17 protein-coding genes are annotated in these 15,524 nt (G+C 60.4%); 10 read left to right on the top strand and 7 right to left on the bottom strand.

Features of this window, described 5'->3' with window-relative positions:
• Positions 1-70 precede the first annotated feature (70 nt).
• The 7 genes from ppsA (at position 71) to dnaB (ending at position 6,292) form a co-directional block, all read left to right on the top strand.
• The gene (ppsA, locus tag AC1DMA_RS23250) at positions 71-2,464 is read left to right on the top strand and encodes a phosphoenolpyruvate synthase (protein WP_478126863.1); all 2,394 of its coding nucleotides are present in this window, start codon (positions 71-73) and stop codon (positions 2,462-2,464) included.
• Positions 2,465-2,672: 208 nt separating this feature from the next.
• Entirely contained in the window at positions 2,673-3,173 is a 501-nt protein-coding gene (locus tag AC1DMA_RS23245; protein WP_478126862.1) for a hypothetical protein, read from the top strand.
• Positions 3,174-3,270: 97 nt separating this feature from the next.
• Positions 3,271-3,645: a 30S ribosomal protein S6 gene (gene rpsF, locus AC1DMA_RS23240; protein ID WP_093109828.1), complete on the top strand. Its 375-nt coding sequence runs from the start codon at positions 3,271-3,273 to the stop codon at positions 3,643-3,645.
• 4 nt (positions 3,646-3,649) lie between these two features.
• Complete coding sequence (gene priB, locus AC1DMA_RS23235) at positions 3,650-3,952, top strand: primosomal replication protein N (RefSeq protein WP_478145633.1); 303 nt, start codon at positions 3,650-3,652, stop codon at positions 3,950-3,952.
• 21 nt (positions 3,953-3,973) lie between these two features.
• On the top strand, positions 3,974-4,255 hold the full coding sequence (gene rpsR, locus AC1DMA_RS23230; RefSeq protein WP_007830781.1) for a 30S ribosomal protein S18: 282 nt from the start codon (positions 3,974-3,976) through the stop codon (positions 4,253-4,255).
• A gap of 12 nt (positions 4,256-4,267) precedes the next feature.
• The gene (gene rplI, locus AC1DMA_RS23225; RefSeq protein ID WP_478145632.1) at positions 4,268-4,720 is read left to right on the top strand and encodes a 50S ribosomal protein L9; all 453 of its coding nucleotides are present in this window, start codon (positions 4,268-4,270) and stop codon (positions 4,718-4,720) included.
• Positions 4,721-4,888: 168 nt separating this feature from the next.
• Positions 4,889-6,292, top strand: a complete 1,404-nt coding sequence (dnaB, locus tag AC1DMA_RS23220) for a replicative DNA helicase (protein WP_478126859.1) — start codon at positions 4,889-4,891, stop codon at positions 6,290-6,292.
• Here the strand turns inward: dnaB and AC1DMA_RS23215 are convergent, their stop codons facing one another.
• From AC1DMA_RS23215 to AC1DMA_RS23185, 7 genes are all read right to left on the bottom strand, one after another.
• Positions 6,293-7,009, bottom strand: coding sequence for a helix-turn-helix transcriptional regulator (locus AC1DMA_RS23215; RefSeq protein WP_478145631.1), 717 nt, complete (start codon positions 7,007-7,009; stop codon positions 6,293-6,295).
• A gap of 53 nt (positions 7,010-7,062) precedes the next feature.
• Complete coding sequence (locus tag AC1DMA_RS23210) at positions 7,063-7,518, bottom strand: GyrI-like domain-containing protein (protein WP_478145630.1); 456 nt, start codon at positions 7,516-7,518, stop codon at positions 7,063-7,065.
• A gap of 33 nt (positions 7,519-7,551) precedes the next feature.
• Positions 7,552-8,007 carry an EVE domain-containing protein gene (locus AC1DMA_RS23205; protein WP_478126856.1) on the bottom strand — a complete coding sequence of 152 codons (456 nt, stop codon included), beginning with the start codon at positions 8,005-8,007 and terminating at the stop codon, positions 7,552-7,554.
• A gap of 5 nt (positions 8,008-8,012) precedes the next feature.
• Positions 8,013-8,384: a VOC family protein gene (locus AC1DMA_RS23200; RefSeq protein ID WP_478126855.1), complete on the bottom strand. Its 372-nt coding sequence runs from the start codon at positions 8,382-8,384 to the stop codon at positions 8,013-8,015.
• A gap of 126 nt (positions 8,385-8,510) precedes the next feature.
• Positions 8,511-10,253: a PhoH family protein gene (locus AC1DMA_RS23195; protein ID WP_478145629.1), complete on the bottom strand. Its 1,743-nt coding sequence runs from the start codon at positions 10,251-10,253 to the stop codon at positions 8,511-8,513.
• Positions 10,254-10,443: 190 nt separating this feature from the next.
• Entirely contained in the window at positions 10,444-10,920 is a 477-nt protein-coding gene (locus AC1DMA_RS23190; protein ID WP_021006537.1) for a peroxiredoxin, read from the bottom strand.
• A gap of 120 nt (positions 10,921-11,040) precedes the next feature.
• Complete coding sequence (locus tag AC1DMA_RS23185) at positions 11,041-11,427, bottom strand: Mth938-like domain-containing protein (RefSeq protein WP_478126853.1); 387 nt, start codon at positions 11,425-11,427, stop codon at positions 11,041-11,043.
• Positions 11,428-11,493: 66 nt separating this feature from the next.
• Between AC1DMA_RS23185 and AC1DMA_RS23180 the strand changes: the two genes are divergently transcribed.
• The 3 genes from AC1DMA_RS23180 to thrC all read left to right on the top strand — a co-directional run bounded on the left by AC1DMA_RS23180 (position 11,494) and on the right by thrC (position 15,518).
• Positions 11,494-12,717: a pyridoxal phosphate-dependent aminotransferase gene (locus AC1DMA_RS23180; RefSeq protein ID WP_478126852.1), complete on the top strand. Its 1,224-nt coding sequence runs from the start codon at positions 11,494-11,496 to the stop codon at positions 12,715-12,717.
• Between the two features lie 63 nt (positions 12,718-12,780).
• Positions 12,781-14,103, top strand: coding sequence for a homoserine dehydrogenase (locus AC1DMA_RS23175; RefSeq protein WP_478126851.1), 1,323 nt, complete (start codon positions 12,781-12,783; stop codon positions 14,101-14,103).
• A complete protein-coding gene (thrC, locus tag AC1DMA_RS23170) occupies positions 14,103-15,518 on the top strand; it encodes a threonine synthase (protein ID WP_478145628.1) in 1,416 nt (471 codons plus the stop codon). The genes AC1DMA_RS23175 and thrC overlap by 1 nt, the downstream gene beginning before the upstream one ends.
• The last annotated feature ends 6 nt before the right edge of the window (positions 15,519-15,524 follow it).

The following is a 15,524-nucleotide window of genomic DNA, read 5'->3' as shown; positions in this document are numbered from 1 at the left end:
CCCAAGCAAGAAGAATGATCGCGTTGCGCCGTCTGCATGCAGCATCAGTTTCAACTTCTGGAGCTTTCCCATGTCTGCACTCTTCGAAGCGACCGCCCTGGTCGTACCGTTCGAAAACCTGAGGATGACCGACGTCGAGTCGGTTGGTGGCAAAAACGCCAGCCTCGGCGAGATGATTTCTCAACTGCCCCAGGGCGTGCGCGTTCCTACCGGCTTTGCGACGACCGCACACGCGTTCCGGCAATTTCTCGCGCACGACGGACTGGCCGACAAGATCAGTGCGAGGCTTGCAAAGCTCGACACTGATGATGTGCGAGCCCTCGCCGCAGCCGGGGCCGAAATTCGCGCTATGGTCGAGAACCAGCCCTTTCCCGCGGACCTGCAGAAGGCTATCGCAGCCGCATTCGCCACCCTCTCGGCCGGCAACCCCCAGGCCAGCTTCGCTGTTCGCTCATCCGCAACGGCCGAAGACCTGCCGGATGCATCTTTCGCAGGTCAGCAGGAGACCTTCCTCAATGTGGTCGGTATCGACGACGTTCTTCACAAGATGAAAGAGGTCTTCGCGTCGCTCTACAACGATCGTGCGATCAGCTATCGCGTTCACAAGGGGTTCGCGCACGACGTGGTGGCGCTTTCGGCGGGTGTGCAGCGTATGGTTCGCAGCGATCTGGGCGCGGCCGGCGTGATGTTCACCATCGATACCGAATCAGGCTTCGAGGACGTAGTTTTCATCACGTCCAGCTATGGTCTCGGCGAAACCGTGGTGCAGGGGGCCGTCAACCCTGACGAGTTCTATGTGCACAAGCCCACCCTGAAAGCAGGCAAACGAGCGGTCATTCGCCGGAACCTCGGTTCGAAGCTGATCCAGATGGAATTCGCAACTGCGGCTCAGAAGGCAGCGAGCGGCAAGCTGGTCAATACGACCGACGTGCCGGCCGAGCAGCGCAACCGCTATTCACTGACAGACGCCGAAGTCGAGCAGCTTGCGAAGTACGCACTTGTGATCGAAGAGCACTACGGCCGTCCGATGGATATCGAGTGGGGCAAGGACGGCACCGACGGACAGATCTACATCCTTCAAGCGCGCCCGGAGACCGTCAAGAGCCAGCAGCAGGGCAAGGCCGAACAGCGATACAAGCTGCTTGGCAAGGGCGCCGTGCTGGCAGAGGGCCGCGCCATCGGCCAGAAGATCGGAACCGGTCCCGTCCGCCTGGTGCACAGCATCAGCGAAATGGACAAGGTGCAACCTGGCGACGTGCTGGTGACGGACATGACTGACCCCAACTGGGAACCGGTCATGAAGCGTGCGGCTGCCATCGTTACGAACCGCGGCGGGCGCACCTGCCATGCGGCCATCATTGCACGCGAACTTGGCATTCCGGCGGTGGTCGGTTGCGGCGATGCCACGGATCTCCTCAAGGACGGCACGCTTGTCACGGTGAGCTGCGCCGAAGGGGACACGGGCTTCATCTACGACGGGCTTCTCGAAACCGAAGTGACCGAAGTCAAGCGTGGAGAAATGCCAGAGATCGACCTTAAGATCATGATGAACGTCGGCAATCCGCAGTTGGCCTTCGACTTTGCCCAATTGCCGAACCATGGCGTGGGCCTGGCTCGGCTCGAGTTCATCATCAACAACAACATTGGGGTGCACCCCAAGGCGATCCTCGACTATCCAAACGTGGACGTCGATCTCAAAAAGGCGGTCGAATCGGTTGCGCGCGGCCACGCATCTCCGCGGGCGTTCTATGTCGACAAGGTGGCAGAAGGCATCGCGACGATCGGTGCCGCATTCTGGCCGAAGCCCGTCATTGTTCGGCTTTCGGATTTCAAGTCGAATGAATACCGCAAGCTGATCGGCGGCAGCCGCTACGAACCCGAAGAAGAAAACCCGATGCTCGGCTTCCGCGGTGCGGCGCGGTACCTCAGCGACGATTTTGGCGAAGCCTTCGCCATGGAATGCGAAGCGCTCAAGCGAGTTCGCAATGAGATGGGCCTGACCAACGTTCAGATCATGGTGCCTTTTGTGCGGACGCTGGGCCAAGCCAAGCGCGTGACTGAGTTGCTGGGCGACCACGGTCTCAAGCGAGGCGAAAACGAGCTCAAGCTGATCATGATGTGCGAGGTACCTAGCAATGCCATCCTCCCAGAGGAATTCCTGAAGTACTTCGATGGCTTCTCGATCGGATCGAACGATTTGACGCAACTCACGCTCGGTCTGGATCGCGACTCCGGCCTGGAGTTGCTAGCGGCCGATTTCGATGAGCGGGATCCTGCTGTCAAGGCACTGCTCGGTCGCGTGATCAAGGCGTGCAAAGCCGAAGGCAAATACGTTGGCATCTGCGGCCAGGGCCCTAGCGATCACCCGGATTTCGCTCAGTGGCTCGCAGAGCAGGGTATCGAATCGATTTCGCTCAACCCCGACAGCGTCATCGACACCTGGAAGCAACTCGCAGCGCGCTAGGCACGTCGGAGCAGAGCGCTCCGACCGTGTGACTGCCACGCAACGACTTACGTCACGCCGCCGGCTGTAATGGTGGCGTCAGGTTGCTGCTTTTACAAATTGACGCATCTTTGGTGTCAAACTCGGCTCCAAGGGAGTGCAGTTGCGGAGCGCACACGCGCCGGCCGGCCGGCCGGCGTTTGCGACTTCAGACTTTGGCGTCGAAATCATGATTCTTGTAAAGACAGAGGCCGGGCATCGGGTGCTCAAGGATCGATCACTGCCGCTGACTGCGCGGCAGCGATCGGCATTTATTCTTTTCGACGGAAAACGCTGCGTCGACGACGTGATCGGTGCCGGCGTGGGTGTGGCCCGAGAAGACATCGACCAACTTGTTCAGCTTGGGCTACTGGGCGTTCCATTCGGGTCTGCCGCACCCCCCAACTCGGTTGTGGCGTCGGCGCAGATTTCATCCTCGCCCGTCGAGCCCGCACCGGTGCTTGTTCTCGCTCGACAGGACGACGGAAGATCAAATCAGCAGCGCTACAAAGACGCCTATCCCATTGCCACGCAACTCACCGGGGCCCTGGGATTGCGGGGATTCAGGCTCAACCTGTCAGTAGAGAAGACCTCCAACTACGACGAACTGCTCGATCTCCTCCCGAAGATCCGCAGTGCTGTGGGGCCGGAGAAAGTCATGGCTTTGGAGCGCGCCCTGACGGGCGATTGACAGCCTCGCTGCTATAATTTCCGGCTTTGCCTTGCCACACCGCGACCGACGCTGCGGGTGGCTTAATCCCTTCTACGGAAGATCCACAAGGAGCGCTATGCGTCACTACGAAATCATCTTGCTGATCCATCCGGATCAAAGCGAACAAGTTCCGGCCATGCTGGAGCGGTACAAGGGCTTGATTACTGCCGGCGGCGGCAAAGTCCACCGTGTTGAAGACTGGGGCCGTCGCCAGCTCGCTTACCAGATCAACAAGCTCAACAAGGCACACTACCTGTGCGTGAACATCGAGGCTGAACAAGCCGTGATGGCCGAGCTGGAGCATGCGTTCAAGTTCAACGACGCCGTTCTTCGTCACCTCACCGTTGTCAAGAAGAAAGCCGAAACGGGCCCTTCTTCAATGATGAAGACTGTAGAGCGCGAAGAAGCCCGCAAGGCTCAGCAGGCCGAATACGCCGCCAACAACAACTGATTGTGTGAGCGCCGCCGCAGCCAATCAGCTTGTGCTGACTGCCTGCGTCGCCGAAATCGGAACTTTGCGATTCACCCCCGCCGGATTGCCTGCTGTCGATTTGAGACTCGAACATGAGTCGACGATTGCCGAAGTGGGTCATCCCCGGCAGGTCAAGACAGCCATCAAAGCTGTCGCGTTCGGCGCAATAGCCGAGCGACTCGCAAAGCAGGCTCTTGGAAGTCTCTGGCGTTTTCAGGGTTTCCTCGCCACTCCTGGTAACGGCAAGCATCCGGTTTTGCACATTCAGGATTTTCAGCAAGATTAATTTTCGAAAAGAGGTCCTCAAATGGCCACGTTCAAGAAATTCAACAAAGACAAGCGCCCCAAGCGCAATACACAATCGCTGCTCTTCAAGCGCAAGCGCTTCTGTCGCTTCACCGTCGCTGGCGTCGAAGAAATCGATTACAAGGACATCGACACCTTGCGTGATTTCATCAGCGAAAACGGAAAGATCATTCCGGCTCGCCTGACTGGCACGCGCGCTATTTACCAGCGTCAACTCAACACCGCCATCAAGCGCGCTCGCTTCCTCGCGATGGTGCCGTACAGCGACCAACACCGCGTCTAAGGAGCAAGACACATGCAAGTCATTCTTCTGGACAAGGTCGTCAACCTTGGTGTGCTGGGCGAAATCGTCAAAGTCAAAGACGGTTATGCACGGAATTTTCTGATCCCCACCGGACGTGCGCGTCGCGCCACTGAGGCAAACAAGGCCGAATTCGAAGCCAAGCGCGTCGAACTCGAAAAGGCCGCGGCCGCCAAGTTGGCCGAGTCCCAGGCTCAAGGCGAAAAGCTCGCGGGCACGACAGTCAAGCTGACGCAGAAGGCCGGCGTTGATGGCCGTCTGTTTGGTTCGGTGACCAACCACGATGTCGCCGAGGAGCTCAACAAGCTCGGCTACAAGATTGCGAAGTCGCAGGTGCGCATGCCCAGCGGTCCGATCAAGATCGTCGGCGACAGCACCGTCAGCGTTGCACTGCATACGGACGTGGTGGTCGAAATCACCGTGACGGTGTACGGCGAAAGCGCCTGATCGAACTGCGGGATCATCCCCGTCTCAAGAGCCGCCTTCGGGCGGCTTTTTTTCTGCCGCTTCGTGTTGTCCCCGCGTGCTGCACCGGAAGATCACTGTTTATTCACAGCCTTGTCCACGTGACGCCGAGCGGTGTGCGGCTTAGCATGCAGGGTTGCAAGGAACTCCATGTCCGCCGTTTTTTCATACGCCGATAACGACCCATCTACAGACCGTCAGATTGCGCAACTGCGCATCCCCCCGCATTCGATAGAAGCCGAATCCAGTGTGCTTGGGGGACTTTTGCTCGACAACGGCGCTTGGGATCGCATGGGCGATGTTGTGGTAGACAGTGACTTCTATCGCCATGAGCACAAGCTGATCTATGGCGCGATTGGAATGCTGATCAACGCCAGCAAGCCAGCGGACGTGATCACCGTCTATGAGCAATTGCAGAATCTCGGCAAGGCCGAAGAAATCGGTGGGCTTGCCTATCTCAATTCGCTCGCGCAGTACGTACCGAGCGCGAGCAACATTCGCCGATACGCTGAAATCGTGCGCGAACGTTCGATCCTGCGAAAGTTGGTAAGCGCGAGCGACGAGATTGCGACCAATGCCTTCAACACGCAGGGCAAGCCTGTCGACAAGATCCTGGACGAGGCCGAGCAGAAGATCTTCAACATCGGCGAGGAAGGCTCCCGCATGAAGCAAGGCTTCCAGGGCATGGACTCCCTGGTCGTCGAATTGCTTGATCGGGTGACCGAGATGGCCGAGAACCCGAACGACATCACGGGTGTCCGCACCGGTTTTTACGAGTTCGACAAGATGACCTCGGGGCTGCAGCCGGGCGACATGATCGTGTTGGCTGCGCGACCGTCGATGGGAAAGACGTCGCTGGCCATCAACATTGCCGAACACGTTGCCCTCAACGAAGGTTTGCCGGTCGCAGTGTTCTCGATGGAAATGGGTGCCTCGCAACTGGCTGTGCGCATCGTCGGGTCGATAGGCCGCATCGACCAAGGCCATTTGCGCACGGGCAAGCTCACGGACGAAGAATGGCCGCGCCTTACCGAAGCGATTGAGAAGCTGCGCAACGTGTCGCTTCACATCGACGAAACTCCGGGCCTGACCACGAGCGAATTGCGCGCCAATGCACGCAGGCTCGCTCGTCAATATGGCAAGCTGGGGCTGATTGTGGTGGATTACCTTCAGCTGATGAGCGTGTCCAGCAGCATGAACGACGAGAACCGAGCCACGGCAGTTGGTGAAATCTCTCGTGGCTTGAAGATGCTGGCGAAGGAGCTCAAATGTCCAGTCATTGCGCTTTCGCAGCTCAGCCGCGGTGTGGAGAGCCGCACCGACAAGCGGCCCATGATGAGTGATCTGCGCGAGTCGGGTGCGATTGAGCAGGATGCCGACATCATCATGTTCATCTATCGAGACGACTACTACGACAAGAACAGCAAGGAGCCTGGCGTTGCCGAGGTGATCATCAGCAAGCACCGGAATGGTCCGACAGGCACCGTCAAGCTTGCGTTCCTCAAGCCACTGACCAAGTTTGAAAATCTCGCGATGGGCAGCGACGATTTTTAGTCAATCGATCTGGCGCGTCGACGCGTCTGATTTCTGCGAGTCCGCCTGCAGCCTCCGAAGCATGTCAGCGAGCGTTTTCCCCGGCTCGTCACGAAAGCGCTCCGGCAGGACTTCGATCTGACTGATTCGGTCGATCCTGAATCCGCGGAAGTCTCCGCGGAGTTCGCACCAGGCAGAGAACGTCCACACTTTTCCCCAATAGAAGCAACCCAGTGGCCGCACCGTGCGTTGGCTTGGCGATCCCACGACATCGCGATAGTCCATGCGCAGCTTCTGGCGTGCCTGCACAGCTTCCCGCAGCGTCTGCAGCCGCGAGCGTGTGCCGTCGTCAAGGGCGTATGCCGGCGCATAGAGCGCCAGGCTCTCGGCGGACACGCGTGCCGCTGGCGGGAGTACCGACAGGATCTTGCCAAGAGCCGATTCGATGTCGCGCGCCATGGCCGCATCGACCCAACTCTGCGCGAGCCGTGCCGAAGCAACCAATGCCGCTGCTTCGTCCTGAGTGAACATGAGCGGGGGCAAGTCAAAGCCGGAGCCCAGCCGATATCCGACGCCGGCCTCGCCGTCAAGTGGCACTCCCTGCGCTTGGAGATCGGCGATGTCACGGTAGACGGTGCGCTCGGAAATCTCCAGGCGCTGCGCGAGAAAAGCGGCAGTCGTCAGGCGGCGTCCGCGGATGATCTGGACGATTTGAAATAGGCGATCGGCACGGCGCATGGAGTCGTCAGGTTCGGATGCATTGTTTGGGTCGTGCCGCTCTCAGTTTCATGTCAATCCAGTTGGATTCCGATGTGGATGGCGACTTCCTCTGGGCCGCTGTACGCTTCGAAATCGCTGCGATAGCGGCGCTTGACCTCCGGATGCGACTCGAAATACTGCCAGATCGTCTGCCATACCGCGAGCACCATTTGCGGCATTTGTCCGTGTCCGGTGAAGACAAGGTAGTCACCACCTTCGATGCGCACTGCCGCAGGCGCGTCGGTCACGGCGACGCCGGTGGTAATGTCGAAGGCCCCGTGCGCATCGCTCTCGTACCCTGAATAGACGCTGTAAAGGTGCATGTCGGCCTTCCGATTGGGCGTTCTTTCGTACACGCGCTCATCGAAAAAGCGTGCCCACAATGGGCCGATGCGGGCAATCTGTGGGTCGGTTTCGTCGCGGGTGGTCGTGCGTGCTGTGAGTCCTGCGACGCGGAAGGCATCCAGCCGTTGAAGTTCGGGTTGCATCAAGTTCTCCATCCGGAATTCAAAGATCAAACGTCAGAGGTCCAATTCCAATAGCCGACTGTCTGCCTTCATGGCGTCGGCGATCAAACGAATATCGTGCTCGTCGACCTCCAAGAGGCCGAAACGAAACTTGGAACCCCATCTCGTGGGGTCTTCAACGAAGTCGAATTTTTCAATCAGAGGCAGGATCTGCGCTTCGCAGGCTGGCGCGTAACGTACGTCCCTTCGCCATGGAATGAATCCATTGCCCATGTCTGCCTCATAGGGCGTGCCCCCCTGAACGACTCCGATCGACACGAAGCTCTGCAGCCTATCGGCGTGGCCGAATTCGGTGGTGGGCGAGTAGTAGGCGACCCGGTCCCCGGCAGCGATTCGCTTGAGCGGCGCCAGCTTTCCGTGGCCCACCTGCATGAAGCCGCCTTTGGGATCATCGCGCCCGCGGCGGGCGTGTTCGGCGCTGGCGACGGCGATCCAGTTCTTGCGTGTCATCGCTGTCATCCCAAGGCGTGCAGGCCGACTTCATTGCCTTCTGTATCTCGAAGATGGGCAAAGAAGCCCATTTCCGCCGGGAGCGCTGTTTTGGGTGTAACGACCTGCCCACCGGCTGCCACCACACGGGCCAGTGCGGCATCGATGCTCGGGGCGCAGTCCAAGTAGATCCGGACTCCGGTCCCCGCGGCGGCTGATTGGGTGTTTCCGGCGACCAGGCATCCACCGGTGGCGGAGCTTTCGTACGGGAAGACGGCCATGATGCCTCCCCCGAAGTCTTCACGCTTCAGTGTGCGCCCCAGAATCTTTTCATAGAACGATTGCGCGCGGTCCATGTCGGCGACCGGGATCTCGAACCAGTTGATGGCGGATGTCATGAGCGGCTTCCTTTGCAGTGAATGAAGCCGTCATGCTGCGCGACAGCTCCTGACAACGTCTTGTCAGGAGCGTTCTGAAGACTCAAAAAAGGGCGCCCGTAGCGCCCCTTAAGAGATTCAGCCCGCCTACAGGACCTCGCTGGCGAAATCCGCCAGGCGGGATCGTTCTCCGCGTGCCAGGGTGATATGCCCGCTGTGGGGCCAGCCCTTGAATTTGTCCACTGCAAAGGTGAGGCCGGACGAACCCTCCGTGAGATAGGGCGTATCGATTTGCGCCAGATTGCCCATGCAAATGATCTTGGTGCCGGGGCCTGCGCGGGTCACGAGTGTCTTCATCTGCTTTGGCGTCAGGTTCTGCGCCTCGTCGATGATCACGTACTTGTTCAGGAAGGTCCGTCCGCGCATGAAGTTCATGCTCTTGATCTTGATCTTGCTTCTGATCAGCTCATTGGTGGCGGCACGGCCCCATTCGCCGGCGCCGCCGCCGTCGCCTTTGGCGAGGAACTCGAGGTTGTCGTCCAGTGCGCCCATCCAGGGGCCCATCTTTTCTTCCTCGGTTCCCGGCAGGAAGCCGATGTCTTCGCCCACGCTCACCGTCGCGCGCGTCATGATGATTTCGGTATAGCGACGATCGTCGAGCACCTGCGTGAGCCCGGATGCGAGTGCCATCAATGTCTTGCCGGTGCCGGCAGTGCCAGTCAGCGTGACCAGATCAACCTCAGGGTCCATCAGCAGGTTCATCGCGAAGTTCTGCTCGCGGTTGCGTGTGTTCACGCCCCAGACAGCATTCTTGACGGAGCCGTAGTCCTTGAGAGTCTTGAGGACGGCCGTCTTGTCCCGGATTTCGGTCACGCGCGCATACATGCTCGGCTCTCCGGGCGCTTCGAAAAAGACGAATTGATTGATGTACAGATTGGGCACGATCGGGCCGCTCACGCGGTAGAACGTGCTGCTCCCGCTTTGCCAGCTTTCGATTGTCTTGCTCTGGCGCGTCCAGAAGTCCGCCGGCAGTGCGAGCGATCCGGAATAGAGGAGGTCGCCGTCCTCGAGAGTCTTGTCATTCTGGTAGTCCTCTGCGGCGAGACCCAGTGCGCGCGCTTTCACACGCATGTTGATGTCTTTCGACACCAGCACGACCTCCTGCTTTACCCGGCCGGGACCATCCTTGGCATAGAGATCGCGCAGCGCCTGTACCACGCCGAGGATCTGGTTGTCCGCCTTGCCTTGCGGCAGGCTGGTGGGCAAGGAGTAATTTAGCGGAGCAGTCTGGAAGAACAGTTTGCCACCGGCCTCGCGGTGGCCGGTGGTGTCCAGCTTCAACCCCTTGCCAATGTCCGCACCCTGCGCCGCGGCCAGGCCGTCGAGCGTACGGCTGCTCTGGCGTCCGTTCCGGGCGACCTCGGTCGTTCCCTTCTTGTGACCGTCGAGCTCTTCGAGAACGATCATCGGCAGGAAGATGTCGTGCTCTTCGAACCGGAAGAGGCACATCGGGTCGTGCAGCAGCACATTCGTATCGAGAACGAAGAGCTTGGCAGGACCATTTCCCTTGTTTCGCCTGGAGCGAGTCTGGCTTGGTTGCTCCGGCGTGACGGCGCTTGAAAGCGGCTCCGGGAGCCGTTGCGGAGCTTCCTGTGGCGCGGGTGCGGGTGCCTTTAGCCTTGGTGACGGGGGAGTTTCGACGTCACCGCCGCCTTCGGAGGCCCGCCGGTCGAAAAGCTCAAGGGGCCGGGGCCCGTTTGTTTCCTCCTGTTCCGACCGGCGCTGCGACGGGCGACGGCCGCTCCTCCCGTGCAAGGAGCGGGCCGGCGCATTGTGTGCGTCCGGCGAAAGCAATGCGGCACGTTTTGTGGGGGCGGGGGGCAGGGGCATGGGGCGGTTCGCTCGCAAAAGTGAAGGGGCCAGAAAACGAAAAAGCCGCCTGAAGACCTGGGCGGCTTTGTTCGGTGGATGCGGTCGCGGAGCTCAACGGCATGGAGCCATTATGCACATCGACAGTGTCGCCTCCTGAGTTCGTTGCGCGCCGCCAACGCGTCCGCGCAAACCTCACACACTTCAGAGATCAGGCAGCTTTCTTGAGCGCCTTGACAGCTTTGAGCACGTCGTCGACGTGGCCTGGTACCTTGAGTCCGCGCCACTCTGCCTTGAGCACGCCATCAGCGCCGATGAGGAACGTGCTGCGCTCGATGCCCTTGACCTTCTTGCCGTACATGATCTTGTTTTTGACCACGCCGAACATGTGACACATCTTTTCCTCCGTGTCTGCAATGAGTTCGAAAGGGAGTTCGAGCTTGGCCTTGAATTCGTCGTGCGACTTCATGTTGTCGCGCGAGACGCCGAATACCGTGGCGCCGGCCTTCTCGAAGTCCTTGTACCGATCCCGGAACTGCATGGCTTCTGTCGTGCAGCCTGGCGTGTTGTCCTTGGGATAGAAATACATGACCAGGACGTGGCCCAAATGAGAAGTGTTCGAGACCTTCAGGCCGCCGGTGGCATTGGCGTCGAATTCGGGAATGGGTTTGTTGACAACGATCGCCATGAAACTTGTTTTCTCCGTTTGATTCCATGCCCCGCGCGCGTCGGGTTCATGGAGGATTGGTCGTTGCTAACTGAGGGCTGGCCGCCGGTTCGCAACCCGCGATTTTACCTCGAAAAGCCTCTACTGCCCAACGTCAGGCCTCTCCACCAGCAGGGCCGCGACCACATGGCGGCCTTCGCTGGCGAGGATGTTGTAGGTGCGGCAGGCAGCAGGCGTATCCATGGTTTCGACGCCCGTACGCTGCGCCATGAGAGGCTGAAGCCATTTCGGCTGCGGAAAACGGATCCGCGCGCCGCTTCCGAAGATGATCAGCTCGGCGCCAAGGGCTGCCAATGGAGCGAAGTGCTCGGCGTTCAAATCCTCGAAGGTGCTGCAGTTCCACTCAAAACGTTCGCCACGGGACCCGACGACGACGCTCGATTCGACCCGTTCGTTGTTGATGGCCACCCAGCCTGGGCCGTGTGCAGTGAGTGTTTGGACGTCGGATTTGTCAGGCTGGAGCTTCATCGGGAGGGCGTTCGAACTGTGGTCAAATTATAGGTTTTCCCCTGCGCTGACCCCCTTGGAGGGACTTTGAAACCGCTCAAGAAATCGGCCAAGCTGGCCAACGTGCTCTACGACATCCGCGGACCGATCATGGACGCCGCCAAGCAGATGGAAGAAGAGGGCCAGAAGATCATCAAGCTCAACATCGGCAACCTCGCCGTATTCGGCTTCGATGCGCCAGAAGAGGTCCAGCAGGACATGATCCGCAATCTGCCCGCCTCGGCAGGCTATTCGGACAGCAAGGGAATTTTCGCGGCGCGCAAGGCCGTGATGCATGAAACGCAAAAGCAGGGGATCGCGGGCGTGACGCTCGACGACATCTACCTGGGCAACGGCGCCAGTGAGCTGATTGCAATGGCGACCAACGCGCTGCTGAACGACGGTGATGAGTTGTTGCTGCCGACGCCCGACTACCCGCTGTGGACCGCGGTGGCAAGCCTGTCGGGCGGCAAGCCGGTGCACTACCTGTGCGACGAGGAGAACGACTGGATGCCGAATCTCGACGATATTCGCGCAAAGATCACCTCGCGCACCAAAGGCATCGTGGTCATCAACCCGAACAACCCGACCGGCGCGCTGTATTCCACCGATTTGCTCAATGGCATCGTTGACATCGCGCGTGAGCACGGGTTGGTGATCTTCGCGGACGAAGTCTACGACAAGGTGCTGTACGACGGAGTCGAGCACACCGCCATTGCCAGCCTGTCGACCGACGTGCTCACGCTCACTTTGAATTCGCTGTCCAAGAGCTATCGCTCGTGCGGCTATCGTGCGGGCTGGCTTGTGGTGTCGGGCGACAAGAAGATGGCGCGTGACTACATCGAGGGCTTGAACATGCTCTCGAACATGCGGCTGTGCGCCAACGTGCCGGGCCAATGGGCGATCCAGACAGCGCTCGGTGGCTACCAGAGCATCAATGACCTCGTGGGGGCGGGCGGCCGGCTGCGACGTCAGCGTGACCTGGCCTACGAGCTGATCACGGCCATTCCCGGCGTGACTTGTGTCAAGCCGAGCGCGGCGCTGTACATGTTCCCGAAGCTCGACCGGAAGGTCTACCCGATAGACGACGACCGGCAGTTCTTCCTCGACCTGCTGAAGGAAACCAAGGTGATGCTGGTCCAGGGCACTGGCTTCAACTGGCCGACGCCTGATCATTTCCGCATCGTCTTCCTTCCTCACGAAGAAGACCTCAGGGAAGCTGTCGGGCGAATCGCCGGTTTCCTGGAGCGCTATCGAACCCGGCTCGCATGACTCGCCTGGACGTGAACGTCGACACCCCATCTTTCGAACACCTTGCATTCCAAGACGAACCCAATGAAACCCATCCAAGTTGGCCTGCTCGGCATCGGCACGGTCGGTAGCGGCACCTTCAAGGTGCTGCAGCGCAATCAAGAAGAGATCAAGCGCCGCGCCGGCCGTGGCATCGAGATCACCATGGTTGCGGACCTCGACACTGCGCGCGCCAAAGGCGTCGTGGGCGAAGACGTGAAGGTGGTCAATGACGCACGCGCTGTGATCGCGAACCCCGACATCGACATCGTGATCGAGCTGATCGGCGGCTACGGCGTCGCCAAGCAACTGGTGCTCGAGGCGATTGCCGCCGGCAAGCACGTGGTGACGGCCAACAAGGCGCTGCTAGCGGTGCACGGCACCGAAATCTTCGCAGCCGCGCACGACAAGGGCGTGATGGTGGCATTCGAGGCCGCCGTAGCGGGCGGCATCCCGATCATCAAGGCATTGCGCGAGGGTCTCACGGCCAACAGCATCCAGTGGATTGCCGGGATCATCAATGGCACCACCAACTTCATCCTCTCCGAGATGCGCGACAAGGGCCTCGACTTCGCGACGGTGCTGAAGGAAGCGCAACGCCTGGGCTACGCTGAAGCCGACCCGACCTTCGACATCGAGGGCGTGGATGCCGCGCACAAGGTCACCCTGATGAGCGCCATCGCGTTCGGCATTCCGGTGCAGTTCGACAAGGCCCATGTGGAAGGCATCACCAAGCTCGCCGCGCAGGACATCAAGTACGCCGAGCAGCTCGGTTATCGCATCAAGCTCCTTGGCGTGACCAAGCGCGTGGCGCAGGGCATCGAGTTGCGCGTTCATCCGGCGCTGGTTCCGTCGAAACGCTTGCTCGCCAATGTCGAGGGCGCCATGAACGCGGTGGTCGTCAACGGCGACGCGGTCGGGACCACGCTTTACTACGGCAAGGGCGCAGGCAGCGAGCCCACTGCGAGCGCGGTGATCGCCGACTTGGTCGACATCACACGCCTGCACACGGCCGACGCGGCGCATCGCGTTCCCCACCTTGCCTTCCACCCGGACGCGATGAGCGACCTGAAGGTCCTGCCGATGTCGGAAGTGGTGACCAGCTACTACCTGCGACTGCGCGTGGCCGACGAGGCTGGCGTGCTCGCGAAGGTGACCGGACTCTTGGCCACTGCCGGCATCAGCATCGACGCGGTGCTGCAGCGTGAAGCGGATGAGGTCGGCGGCGAAGGATCAACCCAGACCGACCTGATCATCCTGACGCACGACACCCGAGAAGGCACCCTGGACGACGCTCTGGCCCAACTGCAAGCCTTGCCCACAGTGCTCGCTCCGATCGTTCGTCTTCGCAAGGAAGAGCTGTCCTGATGCGGTACCTTTCGACCCGCGGCCACCCCGACCGCCGGCGCTTCTGCGAGATTCTCCTGGAAGGCCTGGCGCCCGACGGCGGCTTGTACCTGCCCGAACAATACCCGGCCGCCGATGCCGCCTTGCTGGCGAAGTGGCGCGGCTTGGGCTATGCCGACCTCGCCTTCGAGATCCTCTCGCTGTACATCGACGACATCCCGCCTACGGATCTCAAGGCCATCTGCGCCAAGACCTATACCGCGGAAGTATTCGGTACGGCCGAGATCGTGCCGTTGCGCGAGCTTGAAGATGGTGTCTACCTCGAAGCGCTGTCCAATGGCCCGACCTTGGCCTTCAAGGACATGGCGATGCAACTGCTCGGCAACCTGTTCGAATACGAGCTGGCCCGCCGTGGTGAAGAACTGAACATTCTCGGGGCGACCAGCGGAGACACGGGCAGTGCTGCCGAATACGCGATGCGCGGCAAGAAAGGCGTGCGCGTTTTCATGACCTCGCCCGATGGCCGCATGAGTCCCTTCCAGCAGGCTCAGATGTTCAGCCTGCAGGATGCGAACATCCACAACCTCGCGATCTCGGGTGTTTTCGACGACTGCCAGGATATCGTCAAGGCGGTGTCCAACGACCTGGCCTTCAAGCGCAAGTACAAGATCGGCACCGTCAATTCGATCAACTGGGCGCGGCTACTGGCCCAGGTCGTCTACTACTTTGCAGGCTACTTCCAGGCCACCGCCAGCAATGACAAGCAGGTGAGCTTCGCGGTGCCCTCGGGCAACTTCGGCAACGTCTGCGCCGGGCACGTGGCTCGCATGATGGGGCTGCCGATCCGCACGCTGGTGGTTGCGACGAACGAGAACGACGTGCTCGACGAGTTCTTCCGCACCGGCGTCTACCGCGTGCGCTCTGCGGCCGACACGCACGAAACATCGAGTCCTTCCATGGACATCTCGAAGGCGAGCAATTTCGAGCGCTTCGTGTTTGACCTCCTGAGACGTGACGCTGCCAAGGCGCGCGGCCTGTTCGAAGGCGAACTCAGCCGGGCCGGTCGCTTCGACCTGAGCCTCGACCCCGCCTTTGCACATTCTGCGTCGCGCTTCGGCTTTGCAAGCAGCCGCAGCACGCACGCGGACCGCTTGGCGACCATCCGAGATACAGACAAGCGTTTTGCCACCCTGATCGATACGCACACGGCAGATGGCTTGAAGGCCGCACGCGAGCACCTCACGCCCGGCGTGCCGATGATCGTCCTGGAGACGGCGCTGCCGATCAAGTTTGCTGAAACCATCGTCGAAGCGCTCGGCCACGAGCCCGAGCGGCCGGCCCGCTTCGAAGGGATCGAAGCGCTTCCAAAACGGGTAGTCAAGCTGCCTGCCGATGCCGAAGCAGTCAAGGCCTATATCGCCACTCACTGCGACTGACGCCAC

The organism is Variovorax sp. 05N34, from assembly GCF_056397405.1.
The sequence above is the reverse complement of the archived record's forward strand: the minus strand, read 5'-3'. Positions and strand labels throughout refer to the sequence as shown.

Coding starts and splice junctions, on each gene's coding strand:
- ppsA (WP_478126863.1), top strand. CDS start 71: ATGTCTGCACTCTTCGAAGCGACCGCCCTGGTCGTACCGTTCGAAAAC.
- AC1DMA_RS23245 (WP_478126862.1), top strand. CDS start 2,673: ATGATTCTTGTAAAGACAGAGGCCGGGCATCGGGTGCTCAAGGATCGA.
- rpsF (WP_093109828.1), top strand. CDS start 3,271: ATGCGTCACTACGAAATCATCTTGCTGATCCATCCGGATCAAAGCGAA.
- rpsR (WP_007830781.1), top strand. CDS start 3,974: ATGGCCACGTTCAAGAAATTCAACAAAGACAAGCGCCCCAAGCGCAAT.
- rplI (WP_478145632.1), top strand. CDS start 4,268: ATGCAAGTCATTCTTCTGGACAAGGTCGTCAACCTTGGTGTGCTGGGC.
- dnaB (WP_478126859.1), top strand. CDS start 4,889: ATGTCCGCCGTTTTTTCATACGCCGATAACGACCCATCTACAGACCGT.
- AC1DMA_RS23215 (WP_478145631.1), bottom strand. CDS start 7,009: ATGCGCCGTGCCGATCGCCTATTTCAAATCGTCCAGATCATCCGCGGA.
- AC1DMA_RS23210 (WP_478145630.1), bottom strand. CDS start 7,518: ATGCAACCCGAACTTCAACGGCTGGATGCCTTCCGCGTCGCAGGACTC.
- AC1DMA_RS23205 (WP_478126856.1), bottom strand. CDS start 8,007: ATGACACGCAAGAACTGGATCGCCGTCGCCAGCGCCGAACACGCCCGC.
- AC1DMA_RS23200 (WP_478126855.1), bottom strand. CDS start 8,384: ATGACATCCGCCATCAACTGGTTCGAGATCCCGGTCGCCGACATGGAC.
- AC1DMA_RS23195 (WP_478145629.1), bottom strand. CDS start 10,253: ATGCCCCTGCCCCCCGCCCCCACAAAACGTGCCGCATTGCTTTCGCCG.
- AC1DMA_RS23190 (WP_021006537.1), bottom strand. CDS start 10,920: ATGGCGATCGTTGTCAACAAACCCATTCCCGAATTCGACGCCAATGCC.
- AC1DMA_RS23185 (WP_478126853.1), bottom strand. CDS start 11,427: ATGAAGCTCCAGCCTGACAAATCCGACGTCCAAACACTCACTGCACAC.
- AC1DMA_RS23175 (WP_478126851.1), top strand. CDS start 12,781: ATGAAACCCATCCAAGTTGGCCTGCTCGGCATCGGCACGGTCGGTAGC.
- thrC (WP_478145628.1), top strand. CDS start 14,103: ATGCGGTACCTTTCGACCCGCGGCCACCCCGACCGCCGGCGCTTCTGC.